A 19,730-nucleotide genomic window follows, 5' to 3' on the forward strand; every position below is an offset into this window, starting at 1 on the left:
CCCCGCATTCTGGAGTGATTTTCGGCATGTCCGATCCCGCTACGCCTGTGCCTGAGTCTTCCGCCCAAACGCCTGCCGAACCGCAAGCTTATGACGCCGCCTCGATCTCGGTTCTCAAGGGTCTTGATGCCGTTCGTAAACGGCCCGGAATGTATATCGGCGACACGGATGACGGGTCTGGCCTGCACCACATGGCCTTCGAGGTCATCGACAATGCGGTGGATGAAGCCCAGGCGGGCTATGCGACGAAGGTCGAGGTTTCACTGAACGGAGACGGCTCGGTCACCGTGCGGGATGACGGGCGCGGGATTCCGGTCGACATTCACTTGGAAGAGGGCATTTCCGCTGCCGAACTGGTGCTGACGCGCCTGCATGCAGGCGGCAAGTTCAACCAGAATTCCTACAAGGTTTCGGGCGGCCTGCATGGCGTGGGTGCCGCCGTCGTCAATGCGTTGTCGGAATGGATGGAAGTGCGCATCTGGCGCAATAACCGCGAACATTTCATGCGCTTCCAGCACGGCGAACCCGATGCGCCCTTGGTTGAAGTTGGACCCAGCGAGCGTGAGCACGGCACCGAAATCATCTTCAAGCCGAGCGCCAATACCTTCACCCATATCGATTTCGATTACGCCATCATCGAGCGGCGGCTGCGTGAACTCGCCTTCCTGAATTCCGGCCTCGACGTCACCTTCCGCGATGAGCGGCACGCCCCGGCGGTCGAAACGCGGCTGTTCTACGAGGGCGGCCTGACGGCGTTTGTGGAATGGCTGGACCGTGCGCGCGCCCCGCTGTTCACGCCCGGCCTTTCTGCCAATGTCGAAGACAAGGCGAGCGGCATTCGCGTGGAATTCGCGCTGCAGTGGAACGACTCCTATCACGAAACGATGCTATGCTTCACCAACAACATCCCGCAGCGGGATGGCGGCACGCATCTTTCCGGTTTCCGCCAGGCGCTGACGCGCGTGGTGACGAAATATTCCGAAGGCATGGGCAAGAAGGACAGCCTGGCGCTGACCGGCGATGACATGCGTGAGGGATTGACGGCCGTGCTGTCCGTGAAAGTGCCGGACCCGAAGTTCTCGTCCCAGACCAAGGAAAAGCTCGTCAGCTCGGAAGTGACGCCGGCGGTTCAGGCCGTGGTATCGGACGCGATCGGCCATTGGCTGGAAACGCATCCCAAAGAAGCACGCTCGATCATCCAGAAGGTCATGGACGCGGCAAGTGCCCGCGAAGCCGCCCGCAAGGCGCGTGAACTCACGCGCCGCAAGGGTGTGCTTGACGTGTCAACGCTGCCGGGCAAGCTCGCCGATTGCCAGGAGCGGGACGCGAGCAAGTGCGAAATCTTCATCGTGGAAGGCGACTCTGCCGGTGGCTCCGCCAAGCAGGGCCGCGACCGCAAGTATCAGGCGATCCTTCCCCTGAAAGGCAAGATCCTGAATGTCGAGCGTGCGCGCTTCGACCGCATGCTGGGCAGCGCCGAAATCGGCACGCTGATCACCGCCCTCGGCGCCGGAATCGGATCGGGCGAACCCGAACTCGGCGGCTTCAATGTCGATAAGCTGCGCTACCATCGCATCGTCATCATGACGGATGCGGATGTCGATGGGTCGCATATCCGCACGCTGCTGCTGACCTTCTTCTTCCGCCAGATGCCGGAGCTGATCGCGCGCGGGCATCTCTATATCGCGCAGCCGCCGCTGTATCGCGCCAAGCGCGGCAATGATGACCGCTACCTCAAGGACGATAAGGCGCTGGAAGATTTTCTTCTGAGCAAGGCGCTGGCCGAAGCGCGACTGACCTATCCGGATGGCCGCGTGCTGGCTGGCCCTGGTCTGACCGAGGAAGTCGGCTTCCTACGCGAGGCCTGGAACCGCGTCCGCCGCCTCGCCACGACCGCGCCCACGGCGGTGCTAGACCAGGCCGCGATCGTTGGCACCTTCGCCGTTCCGGCCGATGACACTGCAGCGCTGAGTCACGCCGTGGCCCTCGCGGATCGGCTCAATGCACTGCTCCTGGATGGTGAAGCCGGCTGGATCGGCACCGGGGACGTGGCGGGCGGTATCATCCTCGCCCGTCGCCTACGCGGCGTCGGTGAGCGTTACGTGCTCAACGCGGCGACGTTGCGGAGTGCCGATGCACGCTGGCTGGCGGAACGCCACGCCCGCATCGCGGCTGCCTTCTCCCAAGCGCCACACTTGAAACTCGACAATCGGGAGGAGCGTCCGGCCGGTCCGCACGCGACCTTCGAGGCGGTTCTGGCCCATGGCCGCCGTGGCCTTGCGATCCAGCGCTTTAAGGGTCTGGGTGAAATGAACCCTGACCAGCTCTGGAAGACAACACTCGACCCCGAGTTGCGCACGCTTCTGCAAGTCAAAGTCGGGGATGCCGAGGAAGCGGCGCAGGTCTTTTCGACGCTGATGGGCGATGTGGTCGAACCGCGTCGCGACTTCATCGTCAGCAATGCGCTGAAGGTGGCTAACCTGGATATTTAAAGGCTGATGGTGTTGGACGCCGCTTGGAAAGAACCATTCCGACATGCCGAACTTCACCTTACTGTACGGCATCGTTGTTGTCGGCGTCGGCTTGGTCTTTCTCCCTCCCGCTTACGCCCAGCATCAAGCCCAAGACGAGGTGGCGAGCGGTGTGGCGACACCAATCGCAGATCAGGTGCAGGAGCCTCCGCAAAGCTGTCGGGCCATTCTCGCGGCGCTACCCTTCACGATCGAGCCAAACACGGCAACGTCTGAACTAACTGGTAGAGACTGCCTAGTCCGGCACATACGCTTTGGCACCGGGAAGAGTGCCTACCTGGTCGATAGCCTGCGGCTACATGGCTTCACGTCCGACTTCGATACTTTCCCGGATTTGGTGCCGGACCGGTCTGTAGCGGTTCGAGTGGAAGCGCGCGGCATTACGTTTTCGCCTCAGATCAGCGACCCAAAACTGATGTGGATGATCGGACAGCAACAAGTCCCGTTCGACGTGACGCTGGATGCCAGCTACGACCCGACCACCCGTCGCGCGACCCTCGACGAGTTCACTCTGGATGGGGACGTGCTAGGCCACGTTCAATTGCGACTCATGGCGGGCGAAATCCCAGCCGCCAGGCCGCCGGATTTGTTCGGGAAAGGCGGGCTGATGAGCCTGCATCTGGATTTGGACAGCCGAGGGTTCCTGACCGGGTTCGCACTCAGCCCTCTGTTGCCTCTCCTTCCCGACGACGACCCAGGTGGTGCCGTCGAGGCCGTCAAGCGCGAGGCGGTGGGGGGCATACGCGCATTGCTGCCGCAGGCTGACGTCTCCGCCACCACAACTGATGCGCTCGTTGGCTTCGTCGCCGACTTCCCTCATCCGAAGCACCCGTTCACAATCGACATCTCGGCCGTTTCTCCCGTCACCGCGAATGTAATCGAGGCGGCAAGCAGCAGTCCCGCGAGGCTTATGGCGTTGCTGCGGCTGCTAACAATAAGCGCGCGCTATACGGGTGCTTTCAGATAAACTGGTGCTCTTGAAGGGCTGCAGTCGTTTGATTCGCCCACCATGCACCGCCGGGCGGAGCAAACCCACGACGGTATCTGGGACGTCTCTTCGTGCCAGAGGCGCACAATTCAGGTATGTTGGTGGAGATGGGCGTGAGTCAAACGCACAGGGCGTCGTCGGATTCGGCGTCGTCCTCGGACCGATTGTCGGCCTCATCGTCCGTGGAGTGCGCCGAGGTGTGGAGGCGCGGTCAAACAAACCGAAGCTTCTTGAGCTTTGCGAGAAGGCCTCGCGACAGTTTACCCAGGTCTCTGTTGCTGCCGAATAACGGCCACATCGTGGATGTGCCCATTTTGTCTCACAGCCTGCGAAACCACTAGGGATAAATGGTCACACGCCTGAAGGTATCCGCAACCTCCTTAAAGGCAATCAAGTCGGTTCGCGAGTGCGGACGATTGGTCGTAACCACCAGCGAATACATGATGCCAGTCCCGCGATCATCACCCGCGACCTGCATTATTCGCCGGATGACGTCGCCTTCGGTTTGAGTGACAACACATGCGACCTGACCGCCAATTCGACCTATACCAGTGAGACTTGTGCTCGTCTTCCTCCAGGGAAGTTGCTGGGAACCGCAAGGCGTATCGTCGCCCTCGACGAAGCCGGTGTAGACCGGATAGACGACGATCGTACGATGCTCGCCAAGAACGATAATGACACCGTTGTTTCCATCGCCTCCATCGGTGACGTATTCCGATGCCGCCGCAGGAGCTTCGACGCTGAAACCGTAGTCCCTATCCGTGAAGGTGCCGGTGATCGGATGCATGTGCCGAGTCTCCTCCAGCAGCCACGTTGATGATGCCGCGTGGGCTGCCCGCGCGAATAGAACGCAAACCAGGAACAGCACCTGTCTCATATACTGCCTTGATACCGTGATGCCGCGCGAACAGGATTACGATGGGCAGTCTTGTCCAGGCAGCTTGAGCGGAGGGCGAGCGACGAAGCCCGAGCCCGAGACGACATAATCGACAGTCTGCGAAAATGGCCGCCGCGGCTCGATGAACCCTGACGGCGCAGTCCAACCCGAATATCGCACAGACAGAACCGCGTTGGCACTGTGGGGACGGCCTATATGGGCCACGTAGCTATATGTTGGGCATCCTGGATATTCGGTGGCGAGGATGGCCGCGCCTCCAGTAAAACTGCCTACTAGGTGGGGAACCTTAGGTCCGAATGTCAGAACTGCGATGTTATTCCAACACTGTCCTCCGCCGCAGTACGACTTGGGCACCATGAGAAGTATCCGTCGACCCTTGTTCAATGTCCAAGTCCCATCAGTCGGAATACCAAAATTACCTGTCCAGACGAATTCTGGCCATTGTCTCTCCACGCTCCAACCCCGACCACTTTGTTTGAGATAGGTTACTGACACAGCGCCAGGGTATAAATGCGCAGCGTCCATCTGCTGCTCCATGGCAACGAGCGCATAGGAACCGCCTCCGATCGCAATCAAGTCGCTTGGCACGATGTGCATCGGAAGAAGCCGCCCTTGGTAGTAACCGTGACCACTTCCAGCCACATTCATCACCGTGCGGGCTAATGGCGGAGAGCTTCCAAATGCTGCCCTGAAAGCCGACGACAGGTCCATTTGGTCCGCCTTCGCCTGTGCGCATAAGAGCGTTGAAGCTATGGCGACTAGCGCAAGCGGCCTAGAGTAGAGCATAGATGATTTTCCCATAGTAAGAATGCGGACTATTCTAAGCGACATCGTGAGACAGCTTCATCCGCAGACTACCGAAAGCCGTCGGGGTCGATCCTAATTCTGACCAGTCGAGTGCTGCTTCATTTGGTTAAGAGCGGCCTGCTCTTCCGCTCCAATAAAGTAGCCAGCTTCTTCGACGGTGTCGTTTAGATGTTCGCTGCAATATCGCGTCAGCACAGTCAGTATGAAATCAATGACTGTTGGTATCGGCGCGCCCGCTGGGTCACGCAGGACATACAGGTTCATTGCACGCATCAAGCCAACCACATGTGCTCGTCCGCGACAGGATCCGAATTCGGAGACATGTCCTCATTGTAGATACGGATATAATCGGCGCAGCGGGTAGATGCGTTGATGTCTTATGCGAGAGCATGGCCTACCGGAAGCGCGAAGATGGCCGTTAAGGCAAGCAGGCGCTTCATCCGCTAGTCTCCGTTCCACCTTCGCATTTATAGGCAGGTTTGAGTTTACATCCAAGTCCCATTGGTTTGGCTGGGGTTTCATCGGAGGCCGCCATACCGGTCCCTTCCCATCATTTAATAAAGGTGGTGGCGGAAGCGCCGAGTGAGGCCCAAAGCGTGTTCCTCCTTATGGGCTAAATCGAAAAGTGAGAGTTTGCGGCGACCCATTGAGGCTGTCAGGGAGAGGAAGTGTAGCGCAGCGAGGATCCATGATGGCCCTGATTGCTCGCTCAGCAAAAGATCGGAAGGCCGGATCGTCTTCGATCTGCCGCTGATCGGCTGGCGCGACAAATGCGCTTCGCACCGTACCGGCGGTGTCTGTCTGCACGACGACCCGAACATGCATCTGGATCGTGGTCTGTGAGCTACGAGATGACGCCTCCCAGCACGGACGGACCTCGTTCCCGGTAGCTACCCTCTGCACCGCAGTCAGATGGATAGCGATTCCAGCTTTCGGCTGGGTCGGCAACGGAGCTGAGCAAGAACAACCGATGATTAGACAAAGCGGGGTCAATCGTTTCATGCCGCACCTCGTCCAGTGGCTATTTTTGGGTGCTGTCACCCAAGGTGTTACGCGGTCGGATTACGATGTTTAGGTCAAATGCTAATAGCTAATTCGTAATGAACCCACTAGAGTTCTCTCTGCCACCTATCGGCTCAGTCCTTCGTCCGTAGGCAACCTAGAAGAGCTTCCCTTTTATCCGGATCGGTCAGCAGGCGATGACGATGAAGTTTACCTGCGCCAGCCGACACGCCGTCAGGGTTGTATCTTTGCTTGCGGTTTTGGAATTGGGTGTGGCAGCCGCGATGGCCACTCTTACCGTCGCGCATGCGGCGATGAACGATATTTCCAACTTTCCCCAACCCCACTCCCGCTGCATGCAAGCCACGAAAGGCAGAATACTGACCAGTGTGGGGACGTTCCCGGTGCCCAGAGGCAAGGTGTTCGAACTTGTGGCGGATACACAGCTCACGACGGACGGCATGGGCGACACCGAATATCAGGACCCGTCCTTCAACGTCTTCAGCGATACCTGCGAACTGGTTTGGCGTCAGAGCTATCCGTTTCTCGGCGAAGTCGGGTTTCAGACTCTCAATATGCCCACCGCAGTAATGCTGCATGTCTCTGCGATCTCCGTGTTCGAGCCGGTTGATCAGGTCATCACACATGAGGAGCTTCTCGAGTCCGATGGCGACTCGATGAGCACCCAAATTTCGTTCGGCGGTTCCCGTTACGGCTTCACCTACGTGGGCCCCGTGGGCGCGGACAGTCGCTTCGCTGTGGTCAAAAGCTACATTCCTCACCCACCATCACTGCCGATCGGTGCCACAATCTACCGCTGGACTTCTTTTCCTGACCAGGACAACCCGTCCGGACCGCGCTGGTATACTTTCGCCGGTCCCGAGCAAATCGATGCCAAGGAATTGGATGCGTTGAAGGTGCCGTTCGGAAAAGGATGGCCGGCGTTCCCATTGACGCGTTTTCTCTCCGGGTATCCCTAGGCTGGCTCAGATAGCCACGAGGGACATAGCTCGAAGCAGTCATGCACGATCCACGAAAGTTCGATACCATCTTTCTCAACTCTCTTTAGGATTCGGTCGGATCATTGGTGAAGAGGAGGTCAATGAGCGGTATAGTCGCTCTACCCGGCTGACCTATCAGTTCAGTGATAGTGATGGTGACTTGTACGAAGGTAAGCGTAGGGCTTGCCTACCGGTGAATTTGGGACACTCGACGCCGCGACCACGATGTTCTCGTTCAGGACAGCTCCCGTTGTGCTGTACGATCCACTTGAGCCGTCGAGAAGCCTCCTTTATCCGCCCTCCTTGAGTGAATGCTACGAGCCACCATTGTGAACCGCAGTGAGAAAGTTTTGACGAATCCTGTTTCATTGACAAACCCCATCTATCCGGGCGCCTCCGTTTGGGCACCTAACCCCAAGGCCGCTCGAGACACGCTTTCAGGTCAGTAGCCGGATTGGGATGACGTAGTCGCTGAATGTGCTGAGGATGTCGTTCACTGGCGCCCAGTTCAATTGCGACTCCGGCAACGAACTCGTACATGTTGGTGGAACCTCCGGTAGCCCCTGGCATGCTCCGGCCATTTGTCTTGGCGACCCTCGGGCTTCTGACGTTGGCTTCATGCGCCCGAAATGCCATCATCGTCGTCATCCCGCAGCACCAGGTCGCGAGTGCGACGTGTCAGCCTCCGGCTGGTCACCCTGTTTATGCGAGAACTCCGTCGTTCCATGTCAGGGAAAATCTTCCGGAACCGGCCGAGTGGCGTTTCGTGTCATAAGGTTCAAGGCCGAAGCCATCCCTTCGCGACAGCATCAGCGAAAACTGCCTCGGCGACCCTCCAGAGCTCGGGTGAACCATCCTCTATGCGCCGCGTCATCGCCCGCTCCATGGTCTCGTCGATGTCGAAGGTCTTCCACGTCCCACCGCCCACAGCGTGGTTGAGCAGGATCGGCTGCAGCCTGTCGATTGCCTTGGCAAAGCGCGCATCCGGCGTCGAGGCCGCTTCGAACTCGTCCCACAACGCCCGATACCGCCGCGCCTGATCCAGAGGCAGCAGACCGAAGAGCCGATCGGCAGCCTCACTCTCACGAGCGACTTGGGTTACAGCACCTGCACCGTCATGGAGCGGCGTGTCGCCGGTATCTATCTCGACGATGTCGTGCAGGATGAGCATCTGAACGACGCGCCCGATCTCCACCGGGCCTACCGCGTATTCGGCTAGGGTGATGGCAAACACCGTGATGTGCCAGCTATGCTCGGCCGTGTTCTCCCGGCGTGAGTTGTCGGCAATACGGCTGGCCCGCAGCACGGTCTTGAGTCGATCCGCCTCCATGAGAAATGTGAGCTGGCTGTCGAGCCTTGTGCCCAGAGTGTCGCGCCAAGTCTCTACCTGCATATGCCATCTCCCGAGATCGTCCCTGGAAGTAGCCTCCGCAGTCTGCGGCGACGACGCATATCTTATGCGCGGACCGGCTCGATGTCGGACACCAGTCGCGCCACGGAACCGTCAGCGAGCGTCATACACTCCCACAGCAGGGTCGAGCGGGGGATTGGCACCTCATGGGACTGGTTGGCCTCCGTGAAGACCCGCAGCCCCGCCAGATGGGCGCCCTCTCGCCACCCCCGCGCCTCCAGGCTCGCCTCGGCGGCGGTGATCTCGGCGGTGACGAACGGCCACAGGGTTACGCCGATCAGGTCGCTCACGGGCCGCCGCCACTGGCTCTCCCGTGGTCGGGACGCCGCCAAGAGCCGATGCGTCGCGTCGCAGATGAGATGGACCGGCAAAGCCGCATTCACGATGAGGCGCCGGAGCCCGGCATCCCCATGACCGTCAAGCCGGGCGGAGATCAGCGCCAGGAGCCTTTCATGGACTTCGGGCGAGGGTTCGATGTCACCTCTTTCCAAGCGGCTGATGGATGACTGGTCCACGCCCAACTTCGCGGCGACGGCCGATTGCTTCCATCCGCGAACGAGGCGGATGCGCCTGAGCGCTGGGCCAAGGGAAGATGGCTCTGTCGGTGTCATGGGCTGATATGGAGCATTTTGCCGCCTTCGGAGGAAAGCTCAATCGGATGGCGGCCACGGCCGCGACTATGTTGACTGGCCTGATGTCAGCCGATGCCCGGACGTGGCGGCCGCAACCCCTGAGCATTTGGCGTTTGAGCGAGAGTCGAAATCCTCTTTGGGTCCCATGTCGTCATTAGACGGCCAAACCCTGTACAGCCGACGCGATCGGTTCGAGGGCGCGCATGGTTTCCTGTCCTGGCTTAAGCGAAACCGCGGCAAGGTTCTCCTCCAGTCGCGAGCGCTTGCGGGTGCCGGGAATTGGCACCGCCCTGACGCCGAGTTCCACGGCCCGTGTTAGGAGCCAAGCCAATGCGAGTTGCGCCGACGTCGCGCCGAGACCGGAAGCAAGTGTCTCGATCTTGGCGACAAGGAGGGCATTGGCATGAAGGTTCTCAACTGAGAAACGCGGGAACTGCTGCCGCGCATCTCCTGCTTGCAGGGCCTCGGCGAAGGAGGGCGCCGTTAAGAGACCGCGCCCGAGCGGCGAATAGGGTACAAGTGTTACGCCCAACTCAACTGCTGCCGGGATGACCTCCTGTTCAATCTCTCGGGTGAAGATTGACCACTCTGATTGAAGAGCGGCGATCGGATGCACGGCATGGGCGGTACGCAGTTCATCTGCGGTGACTGCACACAGGCCAAGCCAGCGAACCTTCCCTTCCTCGACGAGCCGCGCCATTGCTCCCACCGAATCTTCCAGCGGCGCGGCGTGATCGCGCCGGTGCATATAATAGAGATCAATCGTATCCACACCGAGCCGCCGAAGGGAGCGTTCCGCCGAAGCGCGGATGAACTCAGGCCGATTGTCAAGGCTCCAATCGTCTGGATGCTCGAGCGAGCGTGCATAGCCGAACTTGGTTGCGATAACGACGCTCTCGCGGTTTGCGCGCACGAAAGGCGAAAGGAACTCCTCATTGGCACCGACGCCATACATGTCAGCCGTGTCGAAAAGCGTGACGCCAAGTTCGAGCGCACGCTCCAGCGTTGCCCGAGATTCAGTCTTGTCGGTCGCGCCATAAAATTCACTCATACCCATGCAGCCGAGCCCTTGGATGCCGACCATGGGGCCGTCTGTACCAAGCCGAATACGTGGCAAAAAAGCGGAAAAGCTTGTCATCTTAAGGCCTCCAATGACCGACAAGCGAGGTGTATAAGTGTGGACCATGCTCCATGGTCAAGGTCCTAATTCTATGCTCATTTCGCAGTTCTCGAAGGTTACGGGGCTCTCGCCCGACACCATCCGCTTTTATATCGGCAAAGGGCTCCTGAAGCCTGAGCGCAGCAGCCGGGGCGGCTCAAATCCCTACCAGATATTTCGCTCGCAAGACATCACCACGGCCCGGATGATCCGCCTTCAGCAATCGTTGGGATACTCCTTGCGGGAAATTGCTACGCTCAACGAAGAGTATAGAAGCGGCGCAAACTCATCGCAGCGGACATCTGATGTTCTGCGCTTGCAGATATCTAGACTTGAGGAGCGGCGTGCCGACCTCAACTCTGCATTGGCGTTCCTTCACGGCAAGCTTGCGTGGATCGAGAACGGCAAGAGTGGAGATACGCCGGAGTGGCGGGATTACACCTGCTGAGCGTAAATCCATTTGGAGTTCCGTCTAACAGTTCGAGTGAGATTATTGGACGCAAGACTCCGAGAAGGGCGATTGCGGGACATCTGCTATCGGGAGCGAGCGATAGAACGCTGAGCGTCTCAGTGGGGTCGATAGCTGCCTGCCTCCCAGGGCCCACAACAGGCCCTCTGGACCGGCCCCGACCTAATGCGGATGCCGGTCGAAGGCCGGGACACTGTCAATCGCCGCACCCGTGATGATCACTGAGCTGCTGCCGGTTTGGTGGACACGCACCTTAGCCTGACGCTTTGTTCCGCTCGAATTCCATAGGGCTGAGATAGCCGATGGTCGAGTGGCGTCGGCGTAAATTATAGAACCGTTCGATGTAGTCGAATACGTCGGCTCGAGCCTGGTCCCTCGTGCGATATACCTTGCGGGCTGTTCGCTCAGTTTTCAGCGAGGAGAAGAAGCTCTCCATTGCCGCATTGTCCCAGACATTCCCTGACCGACTCATGCTGCAACTAACGTTATGATCTGCCAAGAGCTTCTGGAACTGTTCACTGCTGTATTGGCTTCCCTGGTCCGAATGATGCATCAACGCATCTGGTTTGCCGCGGCGCCAGATCGCCATCATTAACGCGTCGGCCACCAACTGAGCTGTCATCGTGACGCTCATCGACCAGCCCACGACACGACGCGAGAAAAGGTCAATGACGGCAGCCACGTAGAGCCAACCTTCTGCCGTCCAAAGATAGGTGAAGTCGGCGATCCACTTCTGGTTCGGTGCTGTAGCTACGAATTGGCGGTCCAGCACGTTGGCAGCCGCCTCGTTCCGCTCGCCCTTGTCGGATGGCAGGCCTCTGCGGCGCGGTCGGGCCCGTAAGGCTTGCTCGCGCATGAGCCGCTCAATGCGGTGCAAGCCACACACGTCACCCTCGGCCAGGACGTCATGCCAGACGCGCCGGGCGCCATAGGTCCGGTCGCTGCCGACGAAGCTGGCCTTGACGTGCGCGCCGAGAATTTCGTCGCTGCGTGCCCGAGCGCTGGGCGATCGGGTGAGCCAGGCGTGGAATCCACTGCGTGAGACACCGAGCGCCTCGCAAAGCCACCGCACCGGCCAAATCCCTCGATGCTTCGCCACGAAGCCGAATTTCATATCGACTCCCTCGCGAAGTAGGCCGCGGCTTTTTTTAGGATATCGCGCTCCGCCTTGAGCTTTGCGACCTCACGCCGCAGACGATCTATCTCCTGCTGATCCGGCTTGAGCTGGCCCTGGCCCGGAAATGCCTGCCCAGGATCCGAGGTAACCTCCTTGATCCATCGTCGCAGAATGCTTTCGCCCACATCCAGGTCCCGGCTGGCCTGCACCAATGAAATCCCACGTTCATTAACTAGCCGGACCGCCTCCAGCTTGAACTCCCGGCTGAACTGTCGTCGCGTCATTTGCATCCTCCAATCTCGCGAAACACCTTAATCTCGGTGTCCACCAAACCGGCAGCAGCTCACACGTAGGCAACGCGGCGGAAGACGGCTTCCGAAGCATAGGGAAAGAGCTTCGTTCCAACCCAGACGGTGCAGCCGTAAATTGGCATCAGCAACAGTGATAAAACGACGACATGGATTTCGAAAAGCCCGTGCACCGCGAAGGTAATGCCCGCCACACAGGACATGGCGGCCAGGAAAACGATGATATTGGCGCGCACAGTCTCCGCCCGGCTCTGTCCACCCAGCCAGAAGATCGCGATCGGCGGTCCCCAGAAGCTGCAAAGGCCTCCCAAAAATCCGGAGGACGCCCCGACCGCGGCCGACACCAATGAGCCCGGCAGCGACCGATACCGCCAGCCGGAGGCCAGGATGCCCACGGAGCCCAGCGCGAGGGCGCCGAGAGCCCAGCGAAGGGCCGTCGGATCGACGGTGAGCAGGAAGTAGGCCCCGATCGGGACGGTGATCGTGGCTCCAACGCACAGGGGAGCGACCTCGCGCCATGTGCATTTCCGGACAGCCGCTGGAACGAGAGGCAGCGTGGTCACGCTATCGATGATGTAGAGAATGATGACGGCCTGCCACGGTGGAACGATGCCGCTAGCGATTGGCACGAAGACCAGCGCCGTGCCAAAGCCGGTGAAGCCTCGCACTGCTCCGGCAAGGGCGGCAATCAGGAACAGCGGCACGAAGACGTCCATGTGTGGCAAAATCGTCAGCCCCTGAATTCTTGGGTGCATCGTATGATGGAGCAACGGCAGCGTCTACAATCGGCAAACGTCCCGCACAGCGACCGTCGTCGAGCGTTGTGACCTGCCTCCTTGGCAGTCGTCCATGAGATTCGATATCGTTCGGCATGATCGCCGATCCATTTTCTCCATTCGAAACGGCCCGACTTACCCTCCGTTGTGTAGCCTTGGAGGATGCCGCCGGAACATCCGCATTGATGACGCCAGAGGTGAGTCGTTGGGTCGCTCGCTGGCCTATGCCATTCACTCGGGACATGGCCGTGGCCCGCATTGAAAGCGCGCGTGTACAAGCGTTTCAGGGTGATGCGCTTCCGCTCGCGATTATCACGAAGATCGACAAAGAATTGATCGGATGGGTGGTGCTCAGTCGCGACGACTTAGACAACCGCCGAGGTTCACTGGGATACTGGCTCGGCGAGAGATATCACGGAAAAGGCTATATGAAGGAGGCTGCTCCTGTGGCACTGGCTGCCGGATTCGCGTTGCTGAACCTCGATGTTATTGAATCCGCCGCACAACCGGGCAACGCGGGGTCGTTCTCCGTTATGCAGTCATGCGGCATGCAGCGGGTCGGCGACGGTATGGTCTATGCTCCCGCACGGCAGCAGGATGAACTCTGCACATTCTACGAGGTTAAGCGCCTCGCGGCGATGCGCTAAGATCGGTCACGAGACCTCGTCTGATGGCGCGATTCGGTTCCGAATAGAGCGTCTGCGGTTGCTGATCAGGGAGTGCGAGAGACAGACCTTGGCTTAGCGGCTCGGGGGAATCCCTACTCATCCGGTTGCGACGTTGCCATCGGTACGCTGTGCCATACATGCGCCCCAGAAAAGGCTGGAGAAGAACCAAACGGGCTCGCCGAACCCCGTTTGGGCCAGCATCCCGGCGACGGCGGATTCAGACTTCGGCGGATCCGCGCCCTGGAGGATCTTCCCCAGCTTAGCCTGGACCTCGTCGGATGTGGCACCCTGCATCCGCCAGCGCTCTCCCCAGGCCGCCAACAGGACAGGATGCTCGGCATAGGCATAGCGGTTTCCTGCCAGGATGAGCGGGGCCCCAGGCTTCAGACGGGCCGCAATGGAGCGGAGCATGTCGAGCTTGGCGCTGTCGCCGGGCAGGTGGTGGAGCACCCCTATCAGGGTTGCGGCGTCGAACTGGGCGTCCCCAGGCAGATCATCGACATAGCCGAGATGGATCTCCGTCCGTTGTAGGAGGTCCCGCTGCCGGAGCGCCGCGACGGCGATATCCATCATCGGCTGCGATGGATCAACCGCCGTGAACCGCCAGCCTGGCTCCAAGGGAGCCGCGGCAAGAATCTCCTGCGCGCCCCCACCAGCACCAATGACGAGGACACGGGCAGATGTCCCAGAACCGATGGCGGTGGCGAGCATGCAGGCGGAAAGGTCATGGCAGGCGTCGTAGCCTGCCAAGGCCACTCGGCTTTGCGTCAGGTATTCGCCCGCTCGCGTCGGGTCAAATTTGGCGGCAGAAGAGGACGGCGATTGAGCGGTCATGAAGAACCCCGGAATGTAGACAGTGAGTCTCGCAGACCTGCGGGGCGACTGGAAGGTCCGAAACTATACTGGCAGTTTCGTATGTGCAGCAGGGCCTCTACGGACGGGCGAGCGTTGGCGAGCGGCACGGGCGCGGATGCGATCCAATCCGATGCGGCAAACCGCGACACCGTCATTGCCCTCGTCAAAGCGCTCGGGCCGATCGACATTCTTGTGGTGAACGCCGGTACCCTGATTATCGGCGATCCACTTGCGCTTGACCCAGACGCTGTCGATCGGATGATCGACCTGAACGTATGTGCGCCTTATCATGCCTCTGTCGAAGCGGCCCGGAAAATGCCCGATGGCGGACGTATCATCGTGATTGGCTCGACGAATGGTGACCGGATGCCGTTTGCCGGGGGCGCCGCCTATGCCATGACCAAGTCAGCGCTTCAGGGCATGGCCCGTTGGCTCGCCCGCGACCTCGGTGCCCGGGGCATCACCGTCAACATCGTCCAGCCCGGCCCCACCGACACCGATATGAACCCCGGCACCGGCCCAATGAGCGGGCTCATGCACGGCTTCATGGCCATTGCGCGCCATGGCACCAGTGACGAGGTCGCTGGTATGGTGACCTATCTCGCCGGGCCCGAAGCCGCTATCGTTACGGGCGCCATGCATACGATTGATGGCGGCTTTAGCGCCTGAGGGGGAGTGCTCGTTCTCGCTCCCTATCCATATTCGCGTCGAAAGTCGAAACGAACGAATTGGTCGGCATACCTCAGCATGCGTGTCCGCTTCCCCACATGATAATTCAGGCCGCAGCAGCGTCGATCACCGCCCGAGCAAAGTCGCGGGGCGCCTCCTGGGGTAGGTTGTGGCCGATGCCGCCCGTGATGAGCCGATGCTCGTATTTGCCGGTAAATTTATGCGCGTAGACTGTGGGCTCCGGATGGGGCGCGCCGTTCGCGTCACCTTCCAGCGTGATCGTCGGCACGGTGATGACCGGGGCCTGCGCCAATCGCATCTCGAGGGCATCGTACTCTCGCTCGCCGTCAGCCAGCCCTAACCGCCAACGGTAGTTGTGAATGACAATGCTCACATGGTCAGGGTTCTCGAGGGCCGGGGAGCTGCGCTCGAACGTCGCATCATCGAACGCCCACTGCGGCGACGCGGTCTGCCAGATTAGTCTGGCAAACTCCTGTCGGTAGGCCTCATAACCGGCCCGACCGCGGCTGGTGGCAAAATAGAACTCATACCACCACGCCCGCTCGGCGAGGGGCCGCAGGGGCACTTCACCGGCCCGCTGATTGCCGATCAGATATCCGCTGACCGAGACGAGCGCGCGGCAACGCTCCGGCCAGAGCGCCGCGATGACATTGGCTGTCCGCGCGCCCCAATCGAAGCCGGCCAGCACCGCCGTTCGGATTCCCAACACATCCATGAGGACGACAATGTCGTTCGCCAGGACCGATTGCTGCCCATTGCGCACCGTCGTATCCGACAGGAATCGTGTCGTCCCATATCCGCGCAAAAAGGGCACAATGACGCGATAGCCTGCTGCTACAAGAAGCGGAACGACCTCGACAAAGCTATGGATGTCGTAGGGCCAGCCATGCAGCAGGATGACGACCGGATCTGTGGCAAGGCCTGCATCGACATATCCGGTATTGAGCACTCCGGTATTCACCTGCTTCAACACGTGGAAGTCGACCTCCGGCACCCCGTCTGCCCTGGACTGTTGAGCAATGCCGAGCTCAGCGCCTGCGAAGGCCACAGCAGCGGCGCCAAGAATTCGGCGTCGTCTAAAGTCAAAGGTCCCTGGAAGCGCTTGTGGCATCTGTTCCTCCGCTTCGTTCCGCCTAGGATCAGGACCTATTAAATTGCTGAGCGAGCGATATGTTGATTCAATGGTGGCATCGGGAGGTGCCACCATGAGTGATCTGATCTGGTTGTCCGGGGCGCAGATGCGTCGGATAGAGCCACATTTTCCGCAATCGCATGGCGTGCCGCGGGTCGATGACCGACGCGTGATCAGCGGCATAATGTTCGTGATTCGCAATGGCCTACGCTGGCGCGACGCTCAGAAGGACTATGGCCCTCACAAGACAATCTATAACCGGTTCATCCGCTGGAGCCGCCTCGGCGTCTTCAACCGCATCTTCGCGGCGCTGGCGGCCAAGGGCGGCAAGCCTGATCGGCTGATGATCGATGCCACCCATCTGAAGGCGCATCGGACGGCTGCCAGCCTTTTAAAAAAGGGCCTGTTCCCCGACGTATCGGGCGCACCAAAGGCGGCCTGAACTCGAAACTCCACGCTGTCTGCGACGGCCAAGGACGGCAGCTGGTCATGCTGCTCAGCGAAGGCCAAATGAGCGACTATAAGGGCGCGGCGCTCATGATTGACGCGCTCCCCAAGGCCAAAGCCTTATTGGCCGATAGAGGTTACGATGCCGACTGGTTCCGCCAAGCCCTGACAACACGCGGGATCACGCCGTGCATCCCGTCCAAAGCCAACCGCAAAATCCCGATCCCGCACGACCGAACCCTCTATCGTCAGCGTCATCGTATCGAGAACATGTTCGGCAGGCTCAAGGATTGGCGGCGCATCCACACTCGCTACGATCGCTGCGCCCACACCTTCATGTCGGCGATCTGCATCGCCGCCGCCGTTATCTTCTGCCTCTGATCAATGAGTCCTGAGCCTAGATCTGGACCTGTCCACCATCGACGAAGAGCTCGACTCCGTTAATGAAGCTCGCCTCGTCCGACGCGAGGAACAGCACAGCCTTGGCGATCTCCTCCGGCTGGCCGATGCGGCCGGCCGGGATTTGACCGATGAGGAAGGCCTTGGCTGCGGCGGCCTGGTCACTGCCGCCGAAGAGGCCGTCCAGACCCGCCGTCTCCGTGACACCTGGGCTGATAGCATTGACCCGGATGCGGCGGTCCTTGAGATCGAGAATCCAGGTGCGGGCGAAACTGCGCACCGCCGCCTTGGTCGCAGAATAGACGCTGAACGCCGGCGTTCCCGAGATGCTCGTGGTGGATGCGTTGAGGACGATCGCGCCGCCGTCCTTGAGCATGGGAAGCGCCTTCTGAACGGTGAACAGGACGCCCTTGACGTTGGTGTCGAAGGTGCCGTCGAAGTGCTCTTCGGTGATGGCGCCAAGGGGCGCGAACTCCCCACCACCGGCATTGGCGAAGACCACGTCGATGTGGGCGTGCTGCTTCCGGACCGTTTCGTAGAGGCGGTCAATATCGTCCAGGCGCGCCATGTCCGCCTGGACGGCGGTTACGTTCGCGCCGATCGCACGCGCGGCGGCATCGAGCGCTTCCTTGCGGCGGCCGGTGATGAACACCGAGGCTCCCTCTCGGGCGAAGGCGGTCGCCGTGGCGAGGCCAATGCCGCTTGTGCCGCCAGTCACAACCACCACCTTGTTTGCGAACCTATTCGTCATCGTTGTTCCTTTCTTGGACGTGGATGGGACCCCTGATCAGCAGATGCTTCAGCTCCGGCAGATATCGTTCCTCAGCCGCTCGGATGAGTCCCCATCCGTTATGGCGCGAATCGCGTGAAGACATAGTCATGATTGACGACATGGGCTTGGTGGCAGGCGAAGCATGTTTCGTGCTGCGCGCGATCGACCGCTTTGCCGTCAATGAAGCGGCCGAAGCCCCAGCCACCCGTCGACGCATACTTTCTCGAGTCCTTCACCATGATCTGAACTGTCGTTGGTGCGCCAGGCACGAAGGCTCCGGGAAACTCGGTCGAAGGCTCTCGCTTCCAAGCCAGCTTGGCCAGGATTGTGCCATCCGGAAATGGCAGTGTTGCGTCCTGATAGGCTTTGATCGCGATGGGATTCCCAAGAATTGCGCGTAGTTCGTTGAACTTCCCGGTTTCGTGGGACGGTGCGATCAGCTCCCATTGTCGATATCCGCTGGGAATTCTGACGCCGAAGATCGGAGAGCTGTCGTCGTCGGCGGCTCTGAGTGCGAGCGGTGTTGCCGCAGCGGCGCATGTTGCGGCGACGCCTAGTAGGGAAAGGAGACGCATCCGAAAATTCGACACAAAACCTCCAAACTCTTTTGCAATGGGCGGTTCCAAAGACAGATAGCGACGGGACTAGCGCTCACGTCGGCATCGCGTTCCAGATCAGACGCCCTCGTAAACCAATCTGGTGAAGAAGCCTGGATCAATCACAAAGGTGCCGAACTTTGCGTCGAAGGCTGCTGTCGGTTTAGCCGCTACGGCTTCATCGCGCGAATGCCCCGCTCGTTTGAGAGCGGCGACCTTCTCCCGGATGACGACGAGCATGTCGCGGAAGTCCTTGAGTTCGGCTTTGGTTCCGATAGCCTTGCCATGACCCGCGATGATGATGGTATCGCCGGTCGTCGCGGCGAGATTGGCATCTGATGCTGCAATCATCCCATCGATGCTGCCGCCTGTCGAATAGTCGATGAACGGATAAATGCCATTCCAGAATGTGTCGGCCAGATGGACCACGTTCGCTTCCATAAAGGTCACGGAGATGTCGCTATCCGTGTGCGCCCGACCGTAATGCTTGAGTGCGATCGTCGCTCCGTTCAGTTGCAGGCTATGCGTCTCGGCAAAGACCTCGGTGGGAATGCCACCACTCGGCAGTGCGAGGAAATTATAGTCCCAGTCGTCCACACGCTGCACTTGAGACAAATACTTACGCGTGTTCTCCTGTGCGATAATCTTGGCACCGGCCGCATTGAGCCAGGTATTGCCGCTGGTATGGTCGAAGTGCCAGTGCGTGTTGATCAGGTGAGTGATCGGTTCGCCACCGAGATCATTGAGGGCCTTCATGATTTGAGGTTGCGAGACGGCAATACCGGCATCGATAAGAACCTTGCCGTCAGGGCCGGAGAGGACGGCGACAGTCCCGCCCGACCCTTCCAATACGCTTATATTGTTGCGAAGCTTATGCGTGATGATCGGCGATACCGCCGCACTATCTTTAATCAGGCTGACAAGGCCACGCGCTTCCGCGAACACTTCTCGTGGCGTCAGCCACCCTCCTGCGAGCGCCCCTGCCGCACCGCCAATACAGCAAAGACACATGCGGCGCCGAGAGAGGAACAAGTTTCGTGAGGCTTCCATCGAATCATCGCTCCCGCTTAGG

19 protein-coding genes are annotated in these 19,730 nt (G+C 60.0%); 7 read left to right on the top strand and 12 right to left on the bottom strand.

Annotated elements, in window-relative coordinates; translation table 11 throughout:
• The first annotated feature begins 26 nt into the window (after positions 1-26).
• Positions 27-2,492: a DNA topoisomerase (ATP-hydrolyzing) subunit B gene (gene gyrB, locus QP803_RS15945; protein ID WP_284944454.1), complete on the top strand. Its 2,466-nt coding sequence runs from the start codon at positions 27-29 to the stop codon at positions 2,490-2,492.
• 43 nt (positions 2,493-2,535) lie between these two features.
• A complete protein-coding gene (locus QP803_RS15950; RefSeq protein WP_284944455.1) occupies positions 2,536-3,498 on the top strand; it encodes a hypothetical protein in 963 nt (320 codons plus the stop codon).
• A 358-nt stretch (positions 3,499-3,856) separates the two neighbouring features.
• On the opposite strand, the gene QP803_RS15955 is transcribed toward QP803_RS15950, so the two are convergent.
• Both QP803_RS15955 and QP803_RS15960 read right to left on the bottom strand, forming a co-directional pair.
• Positions 3,857-4,306, bottom strand: a complete 450-nt coding sequence (locus tag QP803_RS15955) for a hypothetical protein (RefSeq protein WP_284944456.1) — start codon at positions 4,304-4,306, stop codon at positions 3,857-3,859.
• 990 nt (positions 4,307-5,296) lie between these two features.
• Positions 5,297-5,488 (bottom strand): hypothetical protein, encoded by a 192-nt coding sequence (locus tag QP803_RS15960; RefSeq protein WP_284944457.1) that lies wholly within the window; start codon positions 5,486-5,488, stop codon positions 5,297-5,299.
• A 935-nt stretch (positions 5,489-6,423) separates the two neighbouring features.
• Between QP803_RS15960 and QP803_RS15965 the strand changes: the two genes are divergently transcribed.
• Positions 6,424-7,206, top strand: a complete 783-nt coding sequence (locus QP803_RS15965; protein WP_284944458.1) for a hypothetical protein — start codon at positions 6,424-6,426, stop codon at positions 7,204-7,206.
• Between the two features lie 799 nt (positions 7,207-8,005).
• Here QP803_RS15965 and QP803_RS15970 read toward each other — a convergent pair.
• The 3 genes from QP803_RS15970 to QP803_RS15980 all read right to left on the bottom strand — a co-directional run bounded on the left by QP803_RS15970 (position 8,006) and on the right by QP803_RS15980 (position 10,408).
• Complete coding sequence (locus QP803_RS15970) at positions 8,006-8,620, bottom strand: HD domain-containing protein (protein WP_284944459.1); 615 nt, start codon at positions 8,618-8,620, stop codon at positions 8,006-8,008.
• A 62-nt stretch (positions 8,621-8,682) separates the two neighbouring features.
• The gene (locus tag QP803_RS15975) at positions 8,683-9,249 is read right to left on the bottom strand and encodes a helix-turn-helix domain-containing protein (protein ID WP_284944460.1); all 567 of its coding nucleotides are present in this window, start codon (positions 9,247-9,249) and stop codon (positions 8,683-8,685) included.
• 175 nt (positions 9,250-9,424) lie between these two features.
• Positions 9,425-10,408: an aldo/keto reductase gene (locus QP803_RS15980; protein ID WP_284944461.1), complete on the bottom strand. Its 984-nt coding sequence runs from the start codon at positions 10,406-10,408 to the stop codon at positions 9,425-9,427.
• Positions 10,409-10,481: 73 nt separating this feature from the next.
• Between QP803_RS15980 and QP803_RS15985 the strand changes: the two genes are divergently transcribed.
• Positions 10,482-10,877, top strand: coding sequence for a helix-turn-helix domain-containing protein (locus QP803_RS15985; RefSeq protein ID WP_284944462.1), 396 nt, complete (start codon positions 10,482-10,484; stop codon positions 10,875-10,877).
• A 274-nt stretch (positions 10,878-11,151) separates the two neighbouring features.
• On the opposite strand, the gene QP803_RS15990 is transcribed toward QP803_RS15985, so the two are convergent.
• A protein-coding gene (locus QP803_RS15990) for an IS3 family transposase (RefSeq protein WP_284944463.1) occupies positions 11,152-12,299 on the bottom strand; the annotation gives its coding sequence in 2 pieces (ribosomal slippage) (positions 11,152-12,041 and positions 12,041-12,299; 1,149 coding nt in all).
• A 59-nt stretch (positions 12,300-12,358) separates the two neighbouring features.
• Positions 12,359-13,039 (bottom strand): sulfite exporter TauE/SafE family protein, encoded by a 681-nt coding sequence (locus QP803_RS15995; RefSeq protein ID WP_284944464.1) that lies wholly within the window; start codon positions 13,037-13,039, stop codon positions 12,359-12,361.
• Positions 13,040-13,194: 155 nt separating this feature from the next.
• Between QP803_RS15995 and QP803_RS16000 the strand changes: the two genes are divergently transcribed.
• Positions 13,195-13,746 (top strand): GNAT family N-acetyltransferase, encoded by a 552-nt coding sequence (locus QP803_RS16000; protein WP_284944465.1) that lies wholly within the window; start codon positions 13,195-13,197, stop codon positions 13,744-13,746.
• A gap of 117 nt (positions 13,747-13,863) precedes the next feature.
• Here the strand turns inward: QP803_RS16000 and QP803_RS16005 are convergent, their stop codons facing one another.
• Positions 13,864-14,601 carry a class I SAM-dependent methyltransferase gene (locus QP803_RS16005; RefSeq protein ID WP_284944466.1) on the bottom strand — a complete coding sequence of 246 codons (738 nt, stop codon included), beginning with the start codon at positions 14,599-14,601 and terminating at the stop codon, positions 13,864-13,866.
• Positions 14,602-14,649: 48 nt separating this feature from the next.
• On the opposite strand from QP803_RS16005, the gene QP803_RS16010 reads away from it, so the two are divergent.
• Positions 14,650-15,291 carry an SDR family oxidoreductase gene (locus QP803_RS16010; RefSeq protein WP_434082926.1) on the top strand — a complete coding sequence of 214 codons (642 nt, stop codon included), beginning with the start codon at positions 14,650-14,652 and terminating at the stop codon, positions 15,289-15,291.
• A gap of 106 nt (positions 15,292-15,397) precedes the next feature.
• On the opposite strand, the gene QP803_RS16015 is transcribed toward QP803_RS16010, so the two are convergent.
• Positions 15,398-16,423 carry an alpha/beta fold hydrolase gene (locus tag QP803_RS16015; protein WP_284944468.1) on the bottom strand — a complete coding sequence of 342 codons (1,026 nt, stop codon included), beginning with the start codon at positions 16,421-16,423 and terminating at the stop codon, positions 15,398-15,400.
• Positions 16,424-16,517: 94 nt separating this feature from the next.
• Here QP803_RS16015 and QP803_RS16020 point away from each other — a divergent pair.
• A protein-coding gene (locus QP803_RS16020) for an IS5 family transposase (protein ID WP_284944469.1) occupies positions 16,518-17,272 on the top strand; the annotation gives its coding sequence in 2 pieces (ribosomal slippage) (positions 16,518-16,851 and positions 16,851-17,272; 756 coding nt in all).
• 16 nt (positions 17,273-17,288) lie between these two features.
• Here QP803_RS16020 and QP803_RS16025 read toward each other — a convergent pair.
• The 3 genes from QP803_RS16025 to QP803_RS16035 form a co-directional block, all read right to left on the bottom strand.
• Entirely contained in the window at positions 17,289-18,041 is a 753-nt protein-coding gene (locus QP803_RS16025; RefSeq protein ID WP_284944470.1) for an SDR family NAD(P)-dependent oxidoreductase, read from the bottom strand.
• Positions 18,042-18,139: 98 nt separating this feature from the next.
• Positions 18,140-18,637, bottom strand: coding sequence for a cytochrome P460 family protein (locus QP803_RS16030; protein ID WP_284944471.1), 498 nt, complete (start codon positions 18,635-18,637; stop codon positions 18,140-18,142).
• Positions 18,638-18,736: 99 nt separating this feature from the next.
• Positions 18,737-19,708: an MBL fold metallo-hydrolase gene (locus tag QP803_RS16035; RefSeq protein ID WP_284944472.1), complete on the bottom strand. Its 972-nt coding sequence runs from the start codon at positions 19,706-19,708 to the stop codon at positions 18,737-18,739.
• Positions 19,709-19,730 lie beyond the last annotated feature (22 nt).

It is taken from the genome of Acidisoma sp. PAMC 29798 (assembly GCF_030252425.1).
Lineage (GTDB): Bacteria > Pseudomonadota > Alphaproteobacteria > Acetobacterales > Acetobacteraceae > Acidisoma > Acidisoma cladoniae.